The 21021-nt window shown below is 49.0% G+C and carries 18 protein-coding genes; 11 read left to right on the top strand and 7 right to left on the bottom strand.

Features of this window, described 5'->3' with window-relative positions; translation table 11 throughout:
* Window positions 1–161: 161 nt before the first annotated feature.
* Window positions 162–1121, bottom strand: a complete 960-nt coding sequence (locus tag HMPREF3090_RS03140; RefSeq protein ID WP_067976339.1) for a 2-keto-3-deoxygluconate permease — start codon at window positions 1119–1121, stop codon at window positions 162–164.
* A gap of 117 nt (window positions 1122–1238) precedes the next feature.
* Complete coding sequence (locus tag HMPREF3090_RS03135) at window positions 1239–2387, bottom strand: M20 family metallopeptidase (protein WP_070485901.1); 1149 nt, start codon at window positions 2385–2387, stop codon at window positions 1239–1241.
* Between the two features lie 75 nt (window positions 2388–2462).
* On the opposite strand from HMPREF3090_RS03135, the gene HMPREF3090_RS03130 reads away from it, so the two are divergent.
* The gene (locus HMPREF3090_RS03130) at window positions 2463–3290 is read left to right on the top strand and encodes an ADP-ribosylglycohydrolase family protein (protein ID WP_067976334.1); all 828 of its coding nucleotides are present in this window, start codon (window positions 2463–2465) and stop codon (window positions 3288–3290) included.
* Between the two features lie 436 nt (window positions 3291–3726).
* On the opposite strand, the gene HMPREF3090_RS03125 is transcribed toward HMPREF3090_RS03130, so the two are convergent.
* From HMPREF3090_RS03125 to HMPREF3090_RS03115, 3 genes are read right to left on the bottom strand one after another with little or no spacing between them, the layout of a single operon-like run.
* A complete protein-coding gene (locus HMPREF3090_RS03125) occupies window positions 3727–4731 on the bottom strand; it encodes a biotin--[acetyl-CoA-carboxylase] ligase (protein WP_067976332.1) in 1005 nt (334 codons plus the stop codon).
* A gap of 39 nt (window positions 4732–4770) precedes the next feature.
* A complete protein-coding gene (locus HMPREF3090_RS03120; protein WP_067976329.1) occupies window positions 4771–5322 on the bottom strand; it encodes a cysteine hydrolase family protein in 552 nt (183 codons plus the stop codon).
* A 15-nt stretch (window positions 5323–5337) separates the two neighbouring features.
* Window positions 5338–6315 (bottom strand): aromatic acid exporter family protein, encoded by a 978-nt coding sequence (locus HMPREF3090_RS03115; RefSeq protein WP_070485899.1) that lies wholly within the window; start codon window positions 6313–6315, stop codon window positions 5338–5340.
* 275 nt (window positions 6316–6590) lie between these two features.
* Here HMPREF3090_RS03115 and HMPREF3090_RS03110 point away from each other — a divergent pair, with 275 nt between their 5' ends.
* The 3 genes from HMPREF3090_RS03110 to HMPREF3090_RS03100 all read left to right on the top strand — a co-directional run bounded on the left by HMPREF3090_RS03110 (window position 6591) and on the right by HMPREF3090_RS03100 (window position 9627).
* Window positions 6591–8273, top strand: a complete 1683-nt coding sequence (locus HMPREF3090_RS03110; protein ID WP_067976325.1) for a formate--tetrahydrofolate ligase — start codon at window positions 6591–6593, stop codon at window positions 8271–8273.
* 131 nt (window positions 8274–8404) lie between these two features.
* Window positions 8405–9172, top strand: a complete 768-nt coding sequence (locus HMPREF3090_RS03105) for a pseudouridine synthase (RefSeq protein WP_067976323.1) — start codon at window positions 8405–8407, stop codon at window positions 9170–9172.
* Window positions 9169–9627 carry a hypothetical protein gene (locus HMPREF3090_RS03100; protein WP_067976321.1) on the top strand — a complete coding sequence of 153 codons (459 nt, stop codon included), beginning with the start codon at window positions 9169–9171 and terminating at the stop codon, window positions 9625–9627. Before HMPREF3090_RS03105 ends, HMPREF3090_RS03100 begins: the two co-directional genes overlap by 4 nt.
* 25 nt (window positions 9628–9652) lie before the next feature.
* Here HMPREF3090_RS03100 and HMPREF3090_RS03095 read toward each other — a convergent pair whose 3' ends face one another.
* Window positions 9653–11089: an N-acetylmuramoyl-L-alanine amidase family protein gene (locus HMPREF3090_RS03095; protein WP_070485897.1), complete on the bottom strand. Its 1437-nt coding sequence runs from the start codon at window positions 11087–11089 to the stop codon at window positions 9653–9655.
* Between the two features lie 463 nt (window positions 11090–11552).
* Here HMPREF3090_RS03095 and hisS point away from each other — a divergent pair, with 463 nt between their 5' ends.
* From hisS to HMPREF3090_RS03075, 4 genes are read left to right on the top strand one after another with little or no spacing between them, the layout of a single operon-like run.
* Window positions 11553–12848, top strand: a complete 1296-nt coding sequence (gene hisS, locus HMPREF3090_RS03090; protein ID WP_070485895.1) for a histidine--tRNA ligase — start codon at window positions 11553–11555, stop codon at window positions 12846–12848.
* A gap of 11 nt (window positions 12849–12859) precedes the next feature.
* Entirely contained in the window at window positions 12860–14629 is a 1770-nt protein-coding gene (gene aspS / locus HMPREF3090_RS03085) for an aspartate--tRNA ligase (RefSeq protein ID WP_067976317.1), read from the top strand.
* A gap of 37 nt (window positions 14630–14666) precedes the next feature.
* Complete coding sequence (gene sppA / locus HMPREF3090_RS03080; RefSeq protein WP_067976314.1) at window positions 14667–15674, top strand: signal peptide peptidase SppA; 1008 nt, start codon at window positions 14667–14669, stop codon at window positions 15672–15674.
* 2 nt (window positions 15675–15676) lie between these two features.
* A complete protein-coding gene (locus HMPREF3090_RS03075; protein WP_067976312.1) occupies window positions 15677–16318 on the top strand; it encodes an RDD family protein in 642 nt (213 codons plus the stop codon).
* A 529-nt stretch (window positions 16319–16847) separates the two neighbouring features.
* Here the strand turns inward: HMPREF3090_RS03075 and HMPREF3090_RS03070 are convergent.
* The gene (locus HMPREF3090_RS03070) at window positions 16848–17678 is read right to left on the bottom strand and encodes a pyruvate, water dikinase regulatory protein (protein ID WP_067976310.1); all 831 of its coding nucleotides are present in this window, start codon (window positions 17676–17678) and stop codon (window positions 16848–16850) included.
* Between the two features lie 131 nt (window positions 17679–17809).
* Between HMPREF3090_RS03070 and HMPREF3090_RS03065 the strand changes: the two genes are divergently transcribed.
* The 3 genes from HMPREF3090_RS03065 (at window position 17810) to HMPREF3090_RS03055 (ending at window position 20874) form a co-directional block, all read left to right on the top strand.
* Window positions 17810–18244, top strand: a complete 435-nt coding sequence (locus HMPREF3090_RS03065) for a Fur family transcriptional regulator (protein WP_070485893.1) — start codon at window positions 17810–17812, stop codon at window positions 18242–18244.
* A 79-nt stretch (window positions 18245–18323) separates the two neighbouring features.
* On the top strand, window positions 18324–18503 hold the full coding sequence (locus tag HMPREF3090_RS03060) for a hypothetical protein (RefSeq protein ID WP_067976306.1): 180 nt from the start codon (window positions 18324–18326) through the stop codon (window positions 18501–18503).
* 220 nt (window positions 18504–18723) lie between these two features.
* Window positions 18724–20874, top strand: coding sequence for a beta-glucosidase (locus HMPREF3090_RS03055; RefSeq protein WP_067976305.1), 2151 nt, complete (start codon window positions 18724–18726; stop codon window positions 20872–20874).
* Window positions 20875–21021 lie beyond the last annotated feature (147 nt).

Below are 21021 nucleotides of genomic sequence, written 5' to 3'. Positions count from 1 at the left end.
GAACCCGACTGAGGGGTGTGAGCAAGAGCGCTTAGCCCAAAAAATTCCCCTTCAAAAAAGGCCAGGAATCTAATCCTAGCCTTTGATCAGTGGACTGGCCTAATGATGGCCGGTCTTTTTTTATTAATGAATTTTTTTAAAACTTGCTCCAAAAGTCAGGCCTAACCGACTTTCGTTACAGGCTCTTTTCTTTGGTAGAGCTTTTGGGCGACGAGAGGGGAGAGGAGGGAGCTGGCGATGCAGACCATCATCACGATGGCGGTCGCGGCTACCACATCATCGCCGAAAGTTTCGGGTAGGGTCAGGCCGATGAGCGCTGGGTTGGCGACAGACATGCCAGCCACATTCCAAATTGCTGCTCCATCAATGCCCGCATTCTGCTTGGTGACGTAGCGGTCAAAGAAGATGAGCGGGAGCATCAAAATAAAGAAGGCGACTGTCATCAAGAGGCCCGAGCCACCAGAGGCCAGGGCGTCTTGGATCCGCATGCCGGCACCCAAGTTCCAACCGAGGAAGGGCAGGAGGCGGCCGATCATTGGCGTAAAGAAGTCTGCAAAGTCAGGATCCAAGTTGCCTAGGGCCATTCCTACAAGAAGAGGGATAAAGATCGAAATAATGGGGTTCCAGTCAATGCCGCCAGCTCCTCCATCAGCGGTAAGCAGGCTCAGGAGGATAAGCGGGGTAAAGGACATACCCAGGATACCAAAAATCCCGTAAACCGCTCCAAAATGCTGGTCGCCGTATGAGGAATGGATGGCTAGGGCTACAGCTGGATTGAGAGAATAGATCACACAAGCAAAGCTCAAAAGCGAAATACCGAAGATCCCCTGGGTCCCAAAAGCCTGATAGTAGAAGTAGATCAGGAGGCTTGACCAAAATAATTTAAATAAGATCATGGGCAGGTGGCGCTTCAGCAAAGGAACAATCTGCTTGAGGTCGAGACTCGTTCCTGCCGCAAAGACCAAAAGGCCAATGACAACCGGCGTCCCCATCTGGAAGCTAGCCTGACTGGTGCCGCCAAAACGGTCGTACATATTGGGGAAAATAGAAATTAAGACCATGCTGATGACCATGGGAACTAGGAACATGCCAGCAGGTAATTGGTTGATTTTCTTTAACATAAGAACCTCTTTTCTTTTAAAATTAACTAGCTTATAAGTTTAAAGAAAGCCTTTATTAAAGTCAAGCTAATAAAAGAGAGTACGGCAAAAGGCCATACTCTCTTTCATTTGACATGGTTAATCTTTTTGTTCAAACCATTGGCGGATAATGGCTTGGTACCAGGCGATGCTTTGGTAGAATTCACTGACGGTGATGTGTTCGTCGGGTTCATGTAAGCTTTGGCCGGGGCCAATAATAATGGTTGGTATACCGGCTTGATGGCGAATGAATTCTGCGCAGTCGGTTCCCCCGCTGAAGGCCGCTAGCCCGGCTGCTTGGTCGAGGGTCTCTTTAGATGTCTCGAGCGCAATTTGGACGAGTGGGTCTTGGTCGTCGGTCCGCAAGGGGTAGAGGTTGGTGAAGAGGTCCATCTCTCCCTTAAAGTCAGGATCTTCAGCTTCTAAGTCTTTGATGATTTGTTCAAAACTAGCGTAGAGTTCGGGGTGGTCTTGGCCAGGCACGGTGCGGATATCCACCTGGGCTTGGGCACGGTCTGGGACCACATTGACCACGCTGCCGCCCGAAATTTGGTTGAAGGACATGGTCGACTTGCCGAGGAGATCGTCTTCATGGTCGTCAGCATGGTAGGTCTGAGCGATCCGGTCCAGCCACTTGATCATTTTTTCTACGGCATTGACACCTTTTTTAGGGGTCGATCCGTGGGCAGTCCGACCTTGAGTTTCAAGCGACAGCCAGAAGACGCCTTTGTGGGCCCGCGCCACTTGGAGATTAGTTGGTTCGGCACAGATGAGGGCATCGACATAGGGGAGGAGGTCTTGGTCGACTAAATCCTTGGCGCCCTTGCCGCCCATCTCTTCATCCGCCGTAAAGACTAAAATAATTTTTCCCTTTTTAGGTAGATTTTCGGCTTTCAGTCGAAGGGCTGCTGCGACTAGGGCAATTAGGCCACCCTTCATATCGCAGGCGCCTCGTCCATAGATAACCCCGTTTTCAATTTCTGCGGCGAAGGGCTCGTGCTCCCAAGGGTTATCGCCGATTGGAACGACATCCATATGGCCGGTTAAGCCAAGTGTCGGGCCTTCTACGCCACTATCTAATGTTGCTATAAGCTGGGTCCGGTCCTTCTTATAGGAATAGCGTTTGGTTTCTAGGCCAGCCTCCTGTAAAATAGGTTCTATAAGGTCGGCCACGGCAGTTTCATTGCCATTGGTTGAGTTTACTTTTAAGACATCTTGAAGCAATTGGAGTGCTTGTTCATTATTCATTATGATCACCTCCACCTTATTATGCACTTAAAATTAGTAAGTTACAAATTGAAAAGTTTTAGAGAGGGGAAAGATATGCTAGGTGCAATCATTGGAGATATTGTAGGCTCACGTTTTGAATTAAATAATTACCGAGGAAAGGACTTTGAACTTTTCCACCCAGACTGTCATCTAACGGATGATTCGATCATGACCCTAGCGGTGGGCCAGGCCTTGATGCAGACTGCAGAAAAAGCAGGGGGCTTGGCTAAGGATGATGACTTTTTAGCCTTGCTGGAGGAGGAAACGGTGCGGTCTATGCAGGCTTGGGGGCGAAAATATCCGACGGCGGGTTATGGGAAGAACTTTTTCCGCTGGATCTATAGTCGGACTCCCCAGCCCTATCAGAGTATCGGCAATGGGGCAGGCATGCGGATCAGTCCCGTCGCTGACCTAGCGAGAAGCGAAGAAGAAGTTCTCGCTTGGGGATCAGTGGTGACTGGGATTAGTCATGACAGTGAGGAAGCCTTCCTGGGGGCTCGCACCTTATCACTTGCCATCTACCAGGCCAAGAGGGGGACTAGTCAGGATGAAATCTTCAAGCAAGTGGCTGACCAGGCTTATGACTTAAACTTCACCATTGAAGACTTACGTCCGCATTACAGCTTCCATGCTAATTGTGCTGACTCTATCCCCCAAGCCCTAGTGGCCGTAAGGGATGGCGAGGATTTCGAAGACTGCTTGCGCCTAGCCGTTTCCCTGGGTGGGGACAGCGACACCATCGCTTCCATGGCCGGTGCCTTAGCTTCTTACCTCTATCCCATTCCTCAGGCTATTGCGGACCAGGCCCTCGCCTATCTTGACGACGACCAAGCCGCCCTTTACCAAGCCTGGCAAAATTTTTGTCAGAACTACCAGGCTTAACTAGGGGGGGATTTGCACTTGATCAATTGGATAAGACTCGTTTATTAGGTCGATTGACCACTGAGAGCGATTAAAAAGCAGCTGGCTCCTGTATTAGGTCCAGCTGCTTTTTAGTTATCTTTAGTTATCGATTGGTGGCCTAGCTGTTCGATTGACTTACTCCAAACATCCGAGTCTAACCGCCAAGTCTCACACCCTGCAGTCAGGTTCGGTCGCGCAGAAGTGGCTCCTCTTCACAAAGCGCCGCCGAAGACTTTTAGTCTTCTCTGTTGCTTTGCTCCAGAGGTCCACTTCTACCCGCGCTCCCTCACCCCCTCCTAGTCGGGTTCGAGGATGCAGAAAGGGCTCCTCTTCGCAAAAGTCCGTCGAAGGCTTTCAGCCTTCTCAGGCCTTTTACTCCAGAGGTCCCTTTCTCCCGCATCCTCTCACACCCTCTTTACAAATCGCGGAATTGCTGGCTAGAGAAATGGATATCCTGGCCATAGAGGATTTCTTTTTTGCCATTGGCTTTGGCAATGATTAGCTGGCCTTCGGGGTTGACGCCGACGATGACACCGGACTGCCAGTCGCCATTGTACTGGTAGGAAACCTCCTTGCCTACGCCCATGAGCCGGTCCTTGTATAAGGGGAAGAAGGCCTTGTCATCGAAGTTGGCATGGTAGGTCAAGATTCGGCTCACAATTTGTGCTAAAAATTGGTTGATATTGAAGTTTTCTGGCGTTTCTTGACCAAAAATAGTTCCTGCGACGTCTTGGACAGCGGGGTCTGAATTTTCAAAGGAACCCGCTAGGTTGATCCCAATTCCAATCATGACTGCGGAGGTATCGGCCGCTTCAATAGAGCTAATCATTTCGCTCAAGATGCCAGTTACCTTGCGCTTGTGGTAGAAGATGTCGTTAACCCACTTGATCTCGCACTGGTCGTTGACATAGCTTTCAATGGTCTCGACAACAGCAGTCGCTGCCAGGATGGTGTACATAGGTACGTCCTGGAGTTTCACCTTTTGGGGGCGGAGGGCCAGGGTAAAGTAGAGGCCTTCTGCCAGGTCGCAATAATAGGCCTTGCCTCGCCGTCCTCGGCCCTTGGTCTGCTGTTGGGTGGCGTACAAGAGATAATCCGCCTGGCTATGGGCTAGGGCCTCTTTCATCAAGTCGTTAGTCGAGCTCATGCTGGGGCGGATCTCATAGGCTATGTCGAACGGGCCGACTGCCTGCTTGAGGAAGTAATCGATTTGTTGGGGGTCCAAATCATCGCTCAGGCTTTCTAGCCGGTAGCCCTTGTTGGGGGTCGAAGAAATTTGATAGCCCTGGTCTTTGAGAGCTTGGATAGCCTTCCAGATGGCATTGCGAGAAACCCCTAATATTTCAGCCAGCTTCTGTCCAGACAGGTAAGCACCATCCGCTTTTAAGAGATGATCGAGGACTTTTTGCTGTGAATTCATAATAAGACTCCTTTGTTGTAAATGATTTAACTGCCATGCCTAGTCGACAATTTTAGCGTCTAGGCAGGTCTCGAAGTGGGTTAGGGCCCAATCGTGGCCTGCCTGGTTGAAGCTTGCTACGGCTGTGGGGTGGATCACTAATTGATAGCCCAGATTATAGGCGTCCACAGCGGTATGGAGGATACAAATATCGGTGCAGACCCCAACTAAGTGGAGGGTTTGGATATGGCGCTCCCGCAGTTTCATATCGAGATTGGTCCCCGCAAAGGCGGAGTAGCGGGTCTTTTCCATATAGTAGACATGGGCCAGGTCCTTGGCCTCTTGGTAGATGTCAGCCAGGCGTCCGTAGAGCTCTTGTCCCTGGCTGCCTTGGATATTATGGCTAGGGAAGAGCCTGCTCTCGGGATGGTAGGGGTCATCTTTTTGGTGGCTATCGATGGCAAAGACCACAAATTCTTGGCTTTGGATAAAGTCTTTCGTCAAGTCGCAGATCGTGTCTTCGATGTCTTGTCCGGGTTGGCCACAGGTTAGACTGCCATCATCCGCGACAAAATCGTTGGTATAGTCAATGTTGATCAAGGCTTCTTTCATGGTGAGATTCTCCTTTTAATGTGAATAGATAAAATTGCTTTCATAGTAGAAGTTTTTCTTTAATTTTAAGAATTTTTTGCAATCTGTCAAGATCGCAAAAAGCGTAGCCCGGAGCTCAAATTCTTTGCGGGTCTGGGGCAGTTCGCTCTCCCGGTAAGTCTTAATGAGCTGGTCCAATTCTGCGCTTAGTCCCAAAGCGGGATTGCGCTCGTTCAGCTGTTCGGAGACGTTGATGAGGAACTGGGCCAAATCCTGGTGCTGGGAGGTCTTCTGGTCGAGCCGCTGCAAGCTCTCCGCTATCTGGTAGAGGACATTGCTTTGGGCCTGGCGCATGGCAAAATATTGCTTAAAGTATAGGGTATCCTGGTTCATCCGGTTGGCATTCTCCCGGGCAGCCAGACCCTGCCCATCTTGGATGAGCTGGCTGAGTTCGTGGAGGGCCAAAACAAAGTGATCCTGCTCAAAGAAAGTGCCTCGGTCCAATTGATCAGCATAGGAGCAGAGCACCGTCCGCATTCGGTCTTCAATCGCCTCTTTTAACTGGGCCATTTCCTTTTGGTGGGAAGGCTGGAGAAAGTTAACCAAGAGGGCGATCCCAGTCCCGATGATGAGAAGTAGAAACTCGTTCATCAAGTCGGGAAAAGCTACGGTCTGGTCCAAAAGCAAGTGGGAGACCGATACCGCACAAGGGGCAATGGCATTCCCCGACTTCATCCAGGCGGCCAGTGGATAAGTGATCAAAAGATAGAGGGCAAAGACCCAAACGGTAAATCCTAGGTAATAAAAAAGCAGGCTGGCAACAGTCAAGCTTAAGACCATGGCCAGACTAATATTTCCGATGTAGTGGACGGTCTGTTGGTTAGTGTCAGCTAAGGTCAGGATGGCGATAATGCCAGCCGAAACCGCATAGTCTAAATGGAGCCACTGGGCCAGGAAGATGGCAAAGAAGGTCGCCACCCCGTACTTGAGGGCTTTAATTAAATGCAAGGTCATCGGTTCGATCAGTCCTCCTTTAATTCTAATAAACTTATTATAGCAAAAACTCCCTAGAAAAGCCTGAGAGTCCAGTTGAAAGGAATTATACAATAATTGTTTTTGTTAAGAAAGTAGGAGTGCACTTAAAGTCTAAAAGGCTTTAATTTCTCGATTTTTTTTGGCTTGCTTCTTAAGATGGTTTTCGGACTTTCAGCAAAAAGAAGCAATCTACTTGTGAAAGCGCTTAAAAATGATATAATGTGTATAGTTAATTTTAAAGGAGGAGTCATTATATGTTAACGGATATTCAAATTGCCCAACAAAATGAACCGAAGCGAATCACTGAAATTGCTGAAGGCCTCGGCTTTAAGGAAAGCGATTTAGACCAATACGGACTCTATAAGGCCAAAATCCCTCAAAGAACCCTGGATCAAATCCAAGATCGAGAAGATGGTAAGTTAATCCTTGTCACCGCTATCAATCCAACGGCAGCTGGTGAAGGGAAGACCACCATTACAGTTGGTCTAGGGGATGCCCTACAAAAAATTGGGAAGAAATCCATGGTGGCTCTTCGTGAACCTTCATTTGGACCGACTTTTGGCTTGAAGGGCGGCGCTGCCGGTGGGGGTTATGCCCAAGTTGTGCCGATGGAAGATATCAATATGCACTTTACCGGCGACATGCATGCCATTACAACTGCCAACAACCTACTATCAGCTGTGATTGATAACCACATCCACCAAGGCAATAAATTAAACATTGACAACCGCCGGATTACTTGGAAGCGTGTCGTTGACATGAATGACCGGAACTTACGCCATGTGGTCGTGGGGCTAGGTGGCCCAGGGAACGGTTACCCACGCGAGGATGGTTTTGATATCACGGTGGCTTCCGAAGTGATGGCAGCCCTCTGCTTAGCTACTGACTTAAGTGACCTGAGAGACCGCTTCAACCGGATCGTTATTGGAGAAACCCGGGACAAGGAACCTGTAACGGTTGAACAATTAGGGTGTGCGGGTGCCATGACCTTAATTATGAAAGACGCGATCGAACCTAACTTGGTGCAAACCCTAGAACATACGCCGGCCTTAGTTCACGGGGGACCATTTGCTAATATCGCCCATGGTTGTAACTCCATTATCGCGACCAAGGCAGCCTTGAAGTTAGCTGACTATGCGGTAACAGAGGCTGGTTTCGGTGCCGACCTAGGTGGGGAAAAATTCATGGACATTGTAACGCCTAACCTCGGTAAGACACCTGATGCTGTGGTTATTGTAACCACCATCCGTTCGATGAAGATGCACGGGGGCATTCCGAAGAAAGAATTGAAGGATGCCGGTGAAGACGTGGAAGCTGTAAAAGCCGGTGTGGTTAACTTAGAAAAACACATCGAAACCATGCAAGGCTACAATGTTCCAGTTGTTGTGGCTTTAAATGAATTCGTTGCCGATACCGACGCAGAAATCGCAGCAGTTCAAGAAGCTTGTGACCAACTCAATGTGCCATTCGTCAAAGCATCTGTCTGGGAAAATGGTGGCGAAGGTGGCGTTGACCTAGCCAAGGAAGTCGTTGAACTGATCGACCAATCCGGTCAACCAGAATTCAAGCCTCTATACGATGCTGAAAATACCAGCATTAAAGAAAAACTCGATGCCATTGTAACTAAGGTTTATGGGGGACGCGGCGTCGTTTATGAATCCAAGGCTGAAAAACAAATTGCTGATTTCGAGAAGAATGGTTGGGGGCATTTACCAATCTGTATGGCTAAGACCCAGTATTCGCTGAGTGATGACCCAAGTAAGGTGGCCCGTCCAACAGACTTCGATATCCATATCCGCGAATTTGTACCTAAGATTGGGGCCGGCTTTATTGTTGCCCTGACTGGGGACGTGATGACTATGCCAGGTTTACCAAAAGAACCAGCTGCTATGAAGATGGATATTAAAGAAGACGGTACTATTGAAGGGCTCTTCTAATCCTTTACTCATTTGATAAAAAATAGGGAGACAGTTTTTGTCCTGTCTCCTTTTTTACTGGGCTAGGCCAGGCTTTTTATTTAGACTTATGTTAAAATAGAATAAGATCAAAAAAGTGGAGGAGGCCAGCTATGCGCTTAGATAAATTAATTGCTAATTACACGCTCTTGAGCCGCAAGGAGGCCAAGCAAGCCATCAAAAAAGGGCGCGTCCAAGTGAACGGTCAGACGCTTAAAAAAGTTGACCAACATTTGGATCCAGACCGGGACCAGGTCAGCTTGGATGGGGAGAGCGTCCGCTACCAACCCTTCATTTATTTTATCTTGCACAAGCCAGGCGGTTATTTGTCCACGACTAAGGACGGGCAGACAGCCATTGTTACCGATCTTCTGCCCCAAGACCTGGTCCAAATCTACGATCCCTTTCCTGTGGGGCGCTTGGATAAGGACACGGAAGGCCTGCTTTTGATCACGAATGATGGCCAGCTCAGCCATGACCTCCTGTCCCCACGCAAGAAGGTGGACAAGGAATACTATGCGGAAATTGCAGGTATCGTGACTGCTGACGACCAGGAGGCTTTTGCTTCCGGTTTGGCCATCGACCAAGGAGAAACTTGCCTGCCCGCGGAACTCTTTATTGACCAGGTCGACCTGGATTCTGGGAGGAGCCAGATTCGTCTCATCCTCCACGAAGGGAAGTTCCACCAGGTCAAGCGGATGTTCCAAGCGGTCGGTAAGGAAGTGACCTATCTCAAGCGACTCCGCATGGGCGGCTTGCGCTTAGACCCTAATCTGGACCGGGGAGACTACCAGGAAGTGGACAAGGCCAGCCTCCTCGCTTTACTCCACTTAGATGAAACTGAGGCCACGGCCTCGCAAAGAAAGGAAGACCAGAAATGACACAAACAATTTACACGGTTTACTGGGAAAACAAACGCCACGGCGTCCGTAAACAACACGGTTCTTACAAGAGCGAAGAAGAAGCTATCGAGGGTATCAAGGCCTGGTGGGAGCTGCAGAAGGACAAGTACGACAATGTTAACTACGAGCGCACCAATACCGGCGCCTTAGAGATCACCTACGATGACGACAACTATGTCTACCGGGTGGAAAAGGAAGAAAGCGACCAAGAACTTCCTAGCCGCCAGTACAAACTCCGTTCTGAAGGTGAAAATGAAGCCAACCGCAAGAAATACAACCTCCACGATGAGGAATTTCTCTTTGACGAATTAGCTGAACCCTACCGCGACCGCCTGATCTTGAGCATGGCCAGCAGCCAAAAAGCCCGCGACCATGTCTATGACGAACGGGGCCGCTTGATCCGCAACCTGGACCAACGTCCTCCTAAAGCTTAAAATAAAAAAACGCCTTAGCAGCTTTTTATGGAGCTGCTGAGGCGTTTTCATTTGCTTGCTTTTGATCGCTAGAGGTTGGGACGCTCTGGCCCTGGCTATTGCCATCTTCTTGGAAGTAGCAGACCAGGCCGTTGTAGACGGCTTGGGCGACCCGCTCGTGGTAGTCTTTTTGGCTAAATTTCTGCACATCATTAGGGTTGGACATGTAACCGAGCTCTAAGAGAAGGGCAGGTGGGTGGGAGTCCCGGATGACCTGGAAGTTCCCGAATTCGATCCCATTATTGGGCACATTCATCTGTTCGATGAGCTGACTTTGGAGCTCTTGGGCTACTGGAATCGAGGCTTCATCGTAATAGTAAATGGTATTACCGCTGACGGTCGCTTCAGCTGCCGAATCGTAGTGGAGGCTGAGGAAGAGGGCGCCGTTGACTTCATTGTAGAGTCGACCCCGGTCAGCCAGTTCGATGAATTGGTCGTCCTCCCGGGTCATGATGACCTTGGCACCGGCCGCTTCCAGTTTTTCCTTGAGGATCTGGGCCGAGGCTAGGGCAACGTCTTTTTCATAGACTTTTTCATCATCGGAAATAGCGCCCGGGTCCTTACCCCCGTGGCCTGGGTCGAGCACGATAGTTTTTTGACTGAGGCTGGTCGTGGTTTCTGCTTCTTGAGCTTTCTTGGCCATTTCCGTGGCATCGGACTTGGCCAGCCAGTTGGCCAGGTAACCTTCCTGGCCGTCTTTGGTCTTGACCTTATAGTAGACGTCCTCTTGGCCCAGATAGGCGAAGCCTTCGTTCATCTTGCCCTTGTAGATGACATCAGACTCATTGGTCGGTGCCTCCCGGATATTGACGCCAGCTGCGGTAGCGACGACTTTAGCCGGATAATCTTTGAGTAAGTTATCGACGGCTGCCTGTTCGTCTTCAGATAGGCTGGCAATGTACTCGTTAGCAATGGTCCCGGGCGTGATGTCAATGGCGCTCTGGTCGATCCAGGCGGTTTCATTTTGGAATTGGACTTGGATCCACCCCTTGTCTTGGTAAAGGATGGTAAACTTATCACCTTGCTTAGCTTCGCCGACCTTGTCGCCATCTTTGGCCTTAGAGAGGATAGGGACCTGGTCGTTGATCACGGTTGCGATAAAGCCCCGGTCCTTGTCATCTTGGCCCTGGGGCATAAGCCAGCTAGGCAGCCAACCCGTCTGTCCATTGGCTAGGCGGACATAGAGCCAGTCATTGGCCTCCCGCATCACTTGGTAGCCCGTTCCCTTCTTGACCTGTTCCTTGATGTCATAGGTAATACCGGGCCCTTGGCGGAGGTTGATCAGGTCAGCCTGGGTCTTCTTCTGCTGGTTTTGGCTTAGATGAAAAATCGTTAAAAAAGCCCCCAACAAGACCAGGACGACCACTAAGCTGTAGATAAAATAATGCCCCCGCCTGGCTTCCCAGTGGTCTTTCCAGTTCATATTCAACCCCCTTTCTGAATGACTTCTTTCTATAAGTTTACCCTTTAATTAAAAAGAGCGCAATTCAAAAGATAAAAAAGATAGGGGCTGATCCTGAAGTCAGCTGTTACTTGGCTCTGGACCAAAGCTAGCTTCTATCTCTCACTACGAAATAAAAAGTCCCAGTTGGGGAAGATTTTTAAATTGACTTTTGTCTAAAGATTGGTTAAGCTAGTTACTGATAAAACCGTTGAAAGAGAATGACTTAAGGAGAGAATCCTTAGAGAGAATGCGGAGGGTGCAAGCATTTATTCTTGTCTTAAGTTGGACACTCTGGAGGTGAGTGAAGACTCCGTTGCGCACGTTACGCGCTAGAGATTTCTAGTCGATAGCTAGAATAATTAAGGTGGTACCACGAAACTTTCGTCCTTATCCTGTTTTTCAGGATAGGGATTTTTTTATGGAATGATTAAGGGGGATGTGAATGATTCAGCGACCAAAAGGAACGGTGGATATTTTACCTGAAGAAATTGCCAAGTGGCATTATGTAGAAGACAAGGCCAGGGATATCCTGAGCCGCTACCGCTTCCGTGAAATTCGAACACCGATGTTTGAGCACTATGAACTCTTCGCACGGGGAGTAGGGGAGACCTCAGACGTGGTTTCTAAGGAAATGTATGACTTTAAAGATAAGGGCGACCGCCATATTGCCCTCAAGCCAGAAGGGACGGCACCGGTTGTTCGGGCCTATATTGAAAACAAACTCTATGGCCCCGAACACCATCATCCTTACAAGGTCTACTATCTGAGCCCCATGTTCCGCTATGAGCGGCCCCAGGGTGGGCGCCAGCGCCAGTTCAACCAATTAGGAGTGGAAGTCTTCGGCGATTCCCAGGCCCTCATTGATGTGGAAACCATCGCCCTGGCTTGGGAAATTCTCACAGGCTTAGGGATTTCTGACCTGGAATTAGTGATTAACTCACTGGGCGATATCGATTCACGTATAGCCTACCGCCAGGCTCTCATTGATTACCTGGAACCCTTTGAAGGCCAATTGAGCGAGGACTCTAAGACCCGGCTCCACAAGAATCCTCTGCGCGTCCTCGATAGTAAGGACCCTAAGGACAAGGAAATTGTTAAGGACGCACCAAGTATTCTGGACTTCTTATCCGAAGAGTCTAAGGAACGCTTTGACCTAGTCCAAAGCCTTCTCGATCAATTAGGGATTCCTTACCGGATCGATGCCAATATGGTCCGGGGCTTGGACTACTACCAAGATACCATCTTTGAGATCATGACCAAGAATGAAGTTTTCGGAGCAGAAACCACTATCTGCGGGGGCGGGTCTTATTCGGGACTTGTCAAGGAACTCTCTGATGGGAAGCAGGATGTGCCTGGCTTTGGCTTTGCGATCGGTTTAGAGCGGCTCATGCTCCTCTTGGAAGCCCAAGAAGTGGCCTTGCCTGACACGGATCCTTTAGATGTCTACTTGGTGACTATTCCAGGGATCCAGGTTGAAAACAGCCTGCCTTTAATTGAGGCCATCCGCCAACAGGGCTATTCCTGCCAGCTCGATTACAAGCACCGCAAGCCGGGCAAGCAATTCCGGGATGCCGATAAGTTGGGCGCTAAGTTCGTGATGACTCTGGGTGAGAGCGAATTAGAAGAAGGGGCCCTCAATGTTAAAGACATGGCTTCAGGCGAGGAGAAAAAATTCGCCATTGACCAAATTAAAGAACAATTTTCAGATGTTATTGCAAGTTTTCATGCTAATGCATAAGGAGGAATAAGATGAAACGTACAATATATTGTGGAAACGTATCTAAAGAATTAGTCGGCCAGACGGTCACACTCAAGGGCTGGGTACAAAAACGCCGGGACCTTGGTGGGGTAATCTTCGTTGACTTGAGAGACCGTGAAGGCTTCGTTCAAGTGGTTTTCAACGTAGAAAACTTAGGGGACCACTTCGACCAAGCGGAGAAATTGCGGTCTGAATATGTTATTGAAGTGACCGGCGATGTTATCAACCGGGACGAAGACATGGTCAACCCTAAGATTAAGAATGGGGACATCGAAGTCATGGTCAAAGACCTGACCATCTTAAATAAGGCTAAGACCCCACCATTTATGGTAGAGGACGACATCGATGTGAACGATGATATCCGCTTGAAATACCGCTATGTGGACCTCCGTCGTCCTGAAATGAACGCTAATATTGTCCTACGTGCGAAGGTCACCCAAGCCATCCGTCGCTTCCTTGAAAAAGAAGGCTTCTTGGACATTGAAACGCCTTACCTGACCAAGTCAACACCAGAAGGCGCCCGCGACTACTTAGTTCCTTCCCGTGTCCACCCTGGTGAATTCTATGCCCTACCTCAGTCACCTCAGCTCTTCAAACAATTGCTGATGGCTTCAGGTATGGACCGCTACTACCAAATCGTTCGTTGCTTCCGTGATGAAGACTTGCGGGGGGACCGCCAACCAGAATTTACCCAAGTGGACTTGGAAACCAGCTTCCTCAGCCAGGAAGAAATTCGTGAGATCGTCGAAGCCATGCTTAAAGATGTCATGAAAGCAACCCGGGGCATTGAAATTACCGAAGACTTCCCGATTATTTCCTATGATGACGCCATGAATTATTACGGGACAGACAAACCCGACACCCGTTTCGGCATGAAGTTAGTGGATGTTTCAGACGTGGTGAGTCAGTATGAATTGAAGGTCTTCAACCAAGCCATCGAAAACGGGGGTATGGTTAAAGCGATCAATGTCAAAGGTGCAGCTGACCAGTACTCTCGTAAGGACTTAGACGGCTTAACTGACTTCGCCAGCACTTACGGCGCTAAAGGGGTCGCTTGGATCAAGGTGAGTGAAGACGGCTTGACTGGTCCGATTGGTAAATTCTTCAAGGAAAACCCAGAACCACTTGTGGACCGTCTCCAAGCAGAAGCAGGGGATATCCTCCTCTTCTTAGCTGACAAGGCCAGTGTGGTCCACCAATCTCTGTCCGAAATTCGCCTGAAATTTGCCCGTGAACTAGGCTTGATGGACAAGAATCAATTCAACTTCCTCTGGGTCGTGAATTGGCCATTGCTCGAGTATGATGAACAAGAAGGCCGCTATAATGCCATGCACCACCCCTTCACCATGCCTAATGAAGAAGATCTCGACAAGTTAAGCAGCCAACCTGAAGAGGTCTATGCTCAAGCCTATGACATCGTCCTCAACGGCTATGAAATCGGGGGCGGGTCCATCCGTATCCACCAAAAAGATATCCAATTGCAAATGTTAGAAGCATTAGGCTTCAGCGAAGAGAGCGCCAATGAGCAATTCGGCTTCTTACTGGACGCTTTGGAATACGGCTTCCCACCACACGGCGGCTTAGCAATTGGTCTCGACCGTTTAGTGATGCTTTTAGCCGGTGAAGATAATATCCGTGAAGTCATGGCCTTCCCTAAGAATGGCCGCGCCTTCGATCCATTGACAAATGCGCCTAGTGAAGTTTCCCAAGAGCAATTAAACGACTTGAGTCTTGAAGTGACTCGCATCGATGTGGACTAAGCTACAATTTAAGCGTCAAAGGAAGGAGAGCTTGTAAATGAAAGCCAAATCATGGATTTTGGTCATTGTGGCTGCTTTACTCTTGATTCTCGGACTTGCTAGCCACCGACAAAGCCAAGAACGGCTCAAAGAAGTCAATTGGGAGGAATTGAGCAAGCCCTTTGCGGGTAAGGAAGAGGTGCTTGAGAGCGGGAATCCGAGTCAACGGATTGCCGTCCTCAAGGTGGAAGGGACCATAGCGGATACAGGCAATAGCTCTAGCTTGCAAGGGCCCGGCTACCGCCACCAGGAAGTCCTGGACCAGATTGCTGACCTCAAGGAAGACGACAGCGTCAAGGCCTTGCTCCTAGTTGTTGATTCCCCAGGTGGGACGACCTACCATAGCCAGGAACTGTACCGCGCCCTTAAAGACTTAAAAGACGACCGCCAGTTGCCGATCTATGTCAGCATGGGTTCAATGGCAGCCAGCGGGGGCTATATGATCTCCATGGCAGGGGATAAGATCTTTGCTGATAACAATACAACCACCGGCTCTATTGGGGTCATCATGTCCTCGCTCAATGTCAAGGACTTCATGGACGAACACGGCTTCAAGATGGAAGTCTACAAGTCTGGTGACCAGAAGGATATGGGCAGTCCCTTCAAGGATGCCTCTGACGAAGAGAAGAAGATCTTTGATGGCCTGATCAAGGAATCCTACGATGAATTCGTGCGCATCGTCGCAGATGGTCGTGGCATGGAAGAAGACCAAGTCCGCAAGTTAGCGGATGGGCGGGTTTATTCCGGCAAGCAGGCGAAAGATAATGGCCTCATCGATGAGATGGGCTACCAGGCCGATGCCCTAGCTGCCCTCAAAAAAGACCAATCCTTAGAAGAAGCTGAAGTCGTCGATGTGACACCTAAGGCTTCCGAAATGGACTCCATCCTCGGTCTCTTCTCCAAATCCTTGGATCTCAAAAGCGTCATCCCTAACTGGGAAAGTATCCAAGGCCAGGCCCTCCACCAAAACACCCCTCAAGCCTACTATCTCTACGGAGGTGTTTAAAGATGGCCAAGGAAAGAGATGACAAGCTCCAAGGACCTCTGCCCCAACTCAATGACCAGCTCTACCACGGCCGTTTAGAAGGGGAGGCAGAGGCCGTCCGACATGATAAGCAAAAGAAGGCTCAGAAACTATCGGGCCAAGACCTGCTCATGTCCTACCGCCGCCATGTCGACCGCAACCTGGTCAACGGCTTTAGCCGCAAACTCTATGCTGGCTTTTGGATCCGGCTCTGGGCCTTTCTCGTGGACCTCATCTTTGTGGGGGCCCTCCAAGCCATCCTCCTGGCCTGCGTCCTGACCTTCCTGCCTGATGCCTACCTAGTCCAGTGGCCCTTAGTGACTTATTTAGCAGGTCAGCTGGTCTTAGTGATCTACTTTAGCCTGGCCTCATATCTATTAAACGGTCAGACTCTGGGCAAGGCCCTCTTCAAGCTCCAGGTCGTTAAGGCAGACCAGTACCGCCTGAATTTCGGCACCTGTTTTGTCCGCGAAGGTTTAGGTAAGCTGATCCTGACGAATTTGCCCATTCTCGGCCTCTTTGTGGTCGTTACGCCTAAGCGTCAGAATTTCATGGACTTCTTTACCGACACCAATGTCGTCGCCCTCGACCAATTCCGTTTCCTCTATGAAGAAAATCGGATTTAAGCACTAAAAACAAAAGGCCGCCAAGTTACTACAATTAAGTGTGACTTGGCGGTCTTCAATTTTAGATGATGCACATGGTAGTACTGAGCATCCGTTACGTTTTTTGAATTTGATCGTTAAAAAGCCATGGCACCGGCTCGAGCTAAGGTCTCTCGCCTAGCGAGCTTCAAAGGGCTAGTAAGGCTAAACGCCGACTATCCCTAATTCACATCGCTGCTTATTCATGGCTAACGATCAAATTCAAAGCTCCACTCCTGCTCAAAAATAATTGGTAGAAATCAATTATTAGTTACTAATCATCAAAATTAGCAGAAAAGAGACTGGGATAAAAAGATCCACTGTTTTTTCTAATAACGAACTTCTTTCAAAAAAATGTTTCCAAAGTCAGATCTGACATCCACTTCATATACAGGGTATGAGACTTGGCATTTAGACTTGCGAACCCAACTATGAACTATGAAAAAATATTGTCAACAATTTTTCATAGTTCGCTTCAGCCATCCACTCCTTAGCGACTGTTATCAGAGTCTCATTCTTCAGCTTCTTTTTCCTGGAAATTGAGGAACATGAGGATGAGGGTGGCGGTTTCTTCGATGCTTCGGTCAGCGACATTGATGACTGGACAGCCGAGTTCAGCGTAAATCTGATCCGCATAGTCCAGTTCTTTTTGGATACGCTGGTCGTCGCTATAGCGGCCTAGTTCCTGGATGCCGTAAGAGCGGAGGCGTTCCCTTCGAAACTTGTTGAGGACATTGACATCATTGGTTAGTCCGATAATTTTTTCAGGGTCAACCTCATAGAGCTCTTCAGGTAAGTGGGCTTCGGGAACCAGGGGGAGGTTGGTGACCTTGTATCCCTGGTTGGCGAGAAAGAGACTGAGCGGGGTCTTCGAGGTACGTGAGATCCCTAAGAGAACAATATCCGCCTTCTTGAAGTCAGCGGGATGTTTGCCATCATCGTTTTTGACCGCGAATTCAATGGCTTCGATCCGCCGGTAGTAGTCCTTGTCCAAGGCTTTCTTGTTACCTGGTTTCTGCCGGGGGGCCTGGTCCGCTTCCTTAGCGATATGTTGGACGAGGGGATCGATTAAGTTGTAGTAGAAGAGGTCATTAGCCTCACAGTAGTCCTTGGCCACCTCCTCTAATTCTTCCTTAATAAATGTGGAAATAATAGAGGCCTGGCAGTCTTTGGCCGACTTCAGAATCCGTTTGAGATAGTCCGTATAATGGACAAAGGGAAAGATGCGCACCTTGTATTCGATATTTGGAAACTGGACAAAGGCGTTGTTCAAGGCATCCTTAGCAATGGTTCCTACCGCATCGGATAGGACATAAAAAATTTTTGTTTGGTCTTCACTCATAGACGTCACCCTCCATTAATAGTGGCCCCATTATAGCATAGCTGAGGACCCGGGCCCAGTCCAAGACAAATGAATTATTAGTCATCTGACCCTTCCTGTGTTATAATCAGGTCACAAAAGGGGGCTTAATGATGACAAATTTTGTGACGGAGTCCATGGATGAACTCAAAGACGCGGGCTACAAGTATACCCAAAGACGGGCCGACCTCCTAGCGGCCTTCGACCAGGCAGAGGGCCAGTATTTGACCGCTAAAGAAGTCCAACAGACCATGGAAGACAAGTATCCGGGGATGAGCTTCGACACCATCTACCGCAACCTGAAGCTCTTCAGTGACTTTCATTTCTTAGAAGAAACTGATGTGAATGGGGAAATGTTATTCCGCAAGCACTGCGACCCTGAAATCGGCCACCACCACCACTTCATCTGTGAGAACTGCGGTCGCGCCTTCCCGCTGGAAATGTGCCCCTTGGATTTCTTCTCCGACCAGGTGCCCGGTGCTGAAATCCATAGCCATGACTTCAAAATTATGGGCCTGTGTGCAGACTGCAGTAAGCAGGGGAAATAGGATGTTTATTGTGGTTTAGTATTTTGCTAAAATGAAAGTGTAGTTAATAGAAGCCATAAAAATCCAGCAGGTGATTGACATGAAAAATAAATACCATGCCTTTGTGCTTGTGATTGTATTGGGGCTTTTGATTTTTGGATCCCCCTTTTTTCAAGATAAAATCGTCAATTTTATCTTTGGACTAATTGTTATCTTGGCTAGTGGGGGTCTGATGATCCTAGCAGAAGGCGATATCCGAAACACTAACAGGAAAAATTAATTAACGGCCATTGCTTTTGCCCTTTAGTTCATAACAGCAAATCTCATTTAGAACTTAAATTTAGACCGTCTTTTCGTTTAAGAAATTTAAAGTCCGACTGTAGGAAGCAGTCGGACTTTTTTAACAGCTTAAGATTCTGTCAGGAAATGGCTTTCTTTGTTAATTTGTGCCCCTTGAGTGTTATAATGAAACTACCATAATTGGAAAAGGAGATGCGAAAATGACAGAACAAGTTTGGTTAGACGACTCCAAGTCGCCTAAGGAGCGAGCAGAAGCCCTGGTCGCTGCTATGCCTTTAGAAGATAAGATTGGGCAATTGCACGGTGGCATGAAGACCATCAATATTTACAACATTGATATGGAAGCCATCCAGAATTTATCCGAAGAAGAATATGAAGAACAGATGGCCCAATTGCGGGTGGAACGCCATGTTAAGGAGAATGAAGAGTTTTCGATTCCCCGCATGCGGGTGACCAATGGCCCAGTAGGCGTGGGTATGGGGGATGGCTATCCGAGCCCCAAGGCGACTGCCCTGCCCATGACCATCGGGGTGGCAGCTTCCTTCGATCCCCTCTTAGCCTATGAATACGGGGATATTATCGGGTGCGAGACTCGGACGCTGGGCCAACATGCCCTGGAAGGTCCCGCTGTTTGCCTCCACCGCCTGCCCATTTCAGGCCGGAACTTTGAATACTTCTCCGAGGACCCTTACCTGAGTGGTCGGATGGGGGTAGAAGTGACCAAGGCTATCCAGAGCCATGATGTGATCGCTATGGGTAAACACTTCGTCCTCAACGACCAGGAAGATGAACGCTTCCGCCACAGCGTGGAAGCTTCAGACCAAGTGATGCGGGAACTGTACTTGCTGCCCTTTGAAATGCTAGTGAAGGACGGGAAGATTTCTTCGATTATGAGCTCTTACAACCGGATCCGCGGCGTTTACGGAACGGAATACCGGGAAACTCTGACCGAAATTCTTCGCCATGAATGGGGCTTCGAGGGCTATGTTCAGTCCGACTTCTGGTCTACCCGGTCGGCTGCCCCTTCGCTCAATGCTGGATTAGACTTAGAGATGCCTGATGCCAAGTGGTTCAATGAAGACAATATCAAAGCGGCCCTTGAAGACCAAAGTCTGGAAGAGAAGACGATTGACCGGGCCCTCATCCGTCGCTTCACCCAAATGTTCCGCTTCAACCAGTTCGATTGGGAATACAATCCGGGTGAAATTGACGCTAAGGGCCATGGGGAACGTGCCCGCAAGATTGGCCAAGCTTCAGCCGTCTTACTCAAGAACGATAAGAAGCTGTTACCTGTGGACCCTGCTGACTACGACCATATCCTCCTGGTCGGTCAAGAAAAATTCGCTGGCCAAGCCTGCAATGGGGGTGGGGGCTCTTCCAAGGTTGAACCAATCTATACCGTCAAACCTGAAGACGGTTTGAAGGATGTCCTAGGAGACCTGGGTGCTAAGACTGAGCTCGAGACCGTAATTGTAGAAGATAATCTCTCGAATATTGAAGCGGCTCTAGCTAAGGCTAAAGCGGCTGACTTGGTCATTATTATGGCAGGGATTGTGGCTTCTGAAGGCTTTGACTTGGCCAAACCGAGTCTACCTAACCAACAAGATATTATGGTAGAACAGCTCCTGGCTGTTAACTCCCAAAGTATCTTAGTCCTAAAAGATTCGACGCCCGTCCTCATGCCCTGGATTGATGACGCCCACACCGTCCTTGAAACCTGGAACCAGGGAACAGAAGATGGCCATGTGGCAGCTGACCTGATCTTTGGTTTAGCCAATCCTTCAGGTAAGGTACCAACCACTTACGCTAAGCGAGAAGAAGACCTGGTCTACTATGACCATCCTGAACGGCATCCGGGTGTGGATGAAGGAGACGGTTATCCTGTCATTCGTTACTCAGAAGGGCTTGAAATGGGCTATCGCTGGTACCAAGCCAATGACATCGAATCCCTTTTCCCCTTCGGCTACGGTTTGTCCTATACCGACTTTGAAGTGACAGATGTCGAGCTGAAGCGGACAGAAGACCAAGCTAAGGATGCGCCTTTTGAAGTCACAGCTACCGTCAGCAATACGGGTGACCGTGACGGAGCCGAAGTGGTCCAAGTTTACGTCGGCATCCCTCAAGACCAACAGCCACCTAAGCGCTTGATCGCCTTCCAAAAGGTTCAGCTAGAAGCTGGCCATTCCAAGGCCATCTCCATCACCATCGATCCGCAGGCGACCCACCATCCACTATCCGTATGGGACCGTGGCGCCCACGACTTTGTCATCCCTAATGGTGACTTTACCCTCTACGTCGGCACTTCTAGTGAAGACAATAGCGCTAGCTTTAACTTCACCATTGAAGATTAAGCGTGTGCCTGGTGGCTACTATAGGAATCAAGCGCCTAAGGCATAGGCTGGCAGAGGGCTAGACTTGTTCTTAATTCTATAAATCTTTAATAAGTAGATTCAAAAGAGCAATGCATGCCCAGCATGCTGATAAGAAACTAATAATCG

This window comes from Aerococcus sp. HMSC23C02 (assembly GCF_001806805.1).
Taxonomy (GTDB): domain Bacteria; phylum Bacillota; class Bacilli; order Lactobacillales; family Aerococcaceae; genus Aerococcus; species Aerococcus sanguinicola.
Note: the sequence above shows the minus strand (reverse complement) of the source record. Positions and strands in the feature narration are given on the sequence as shown.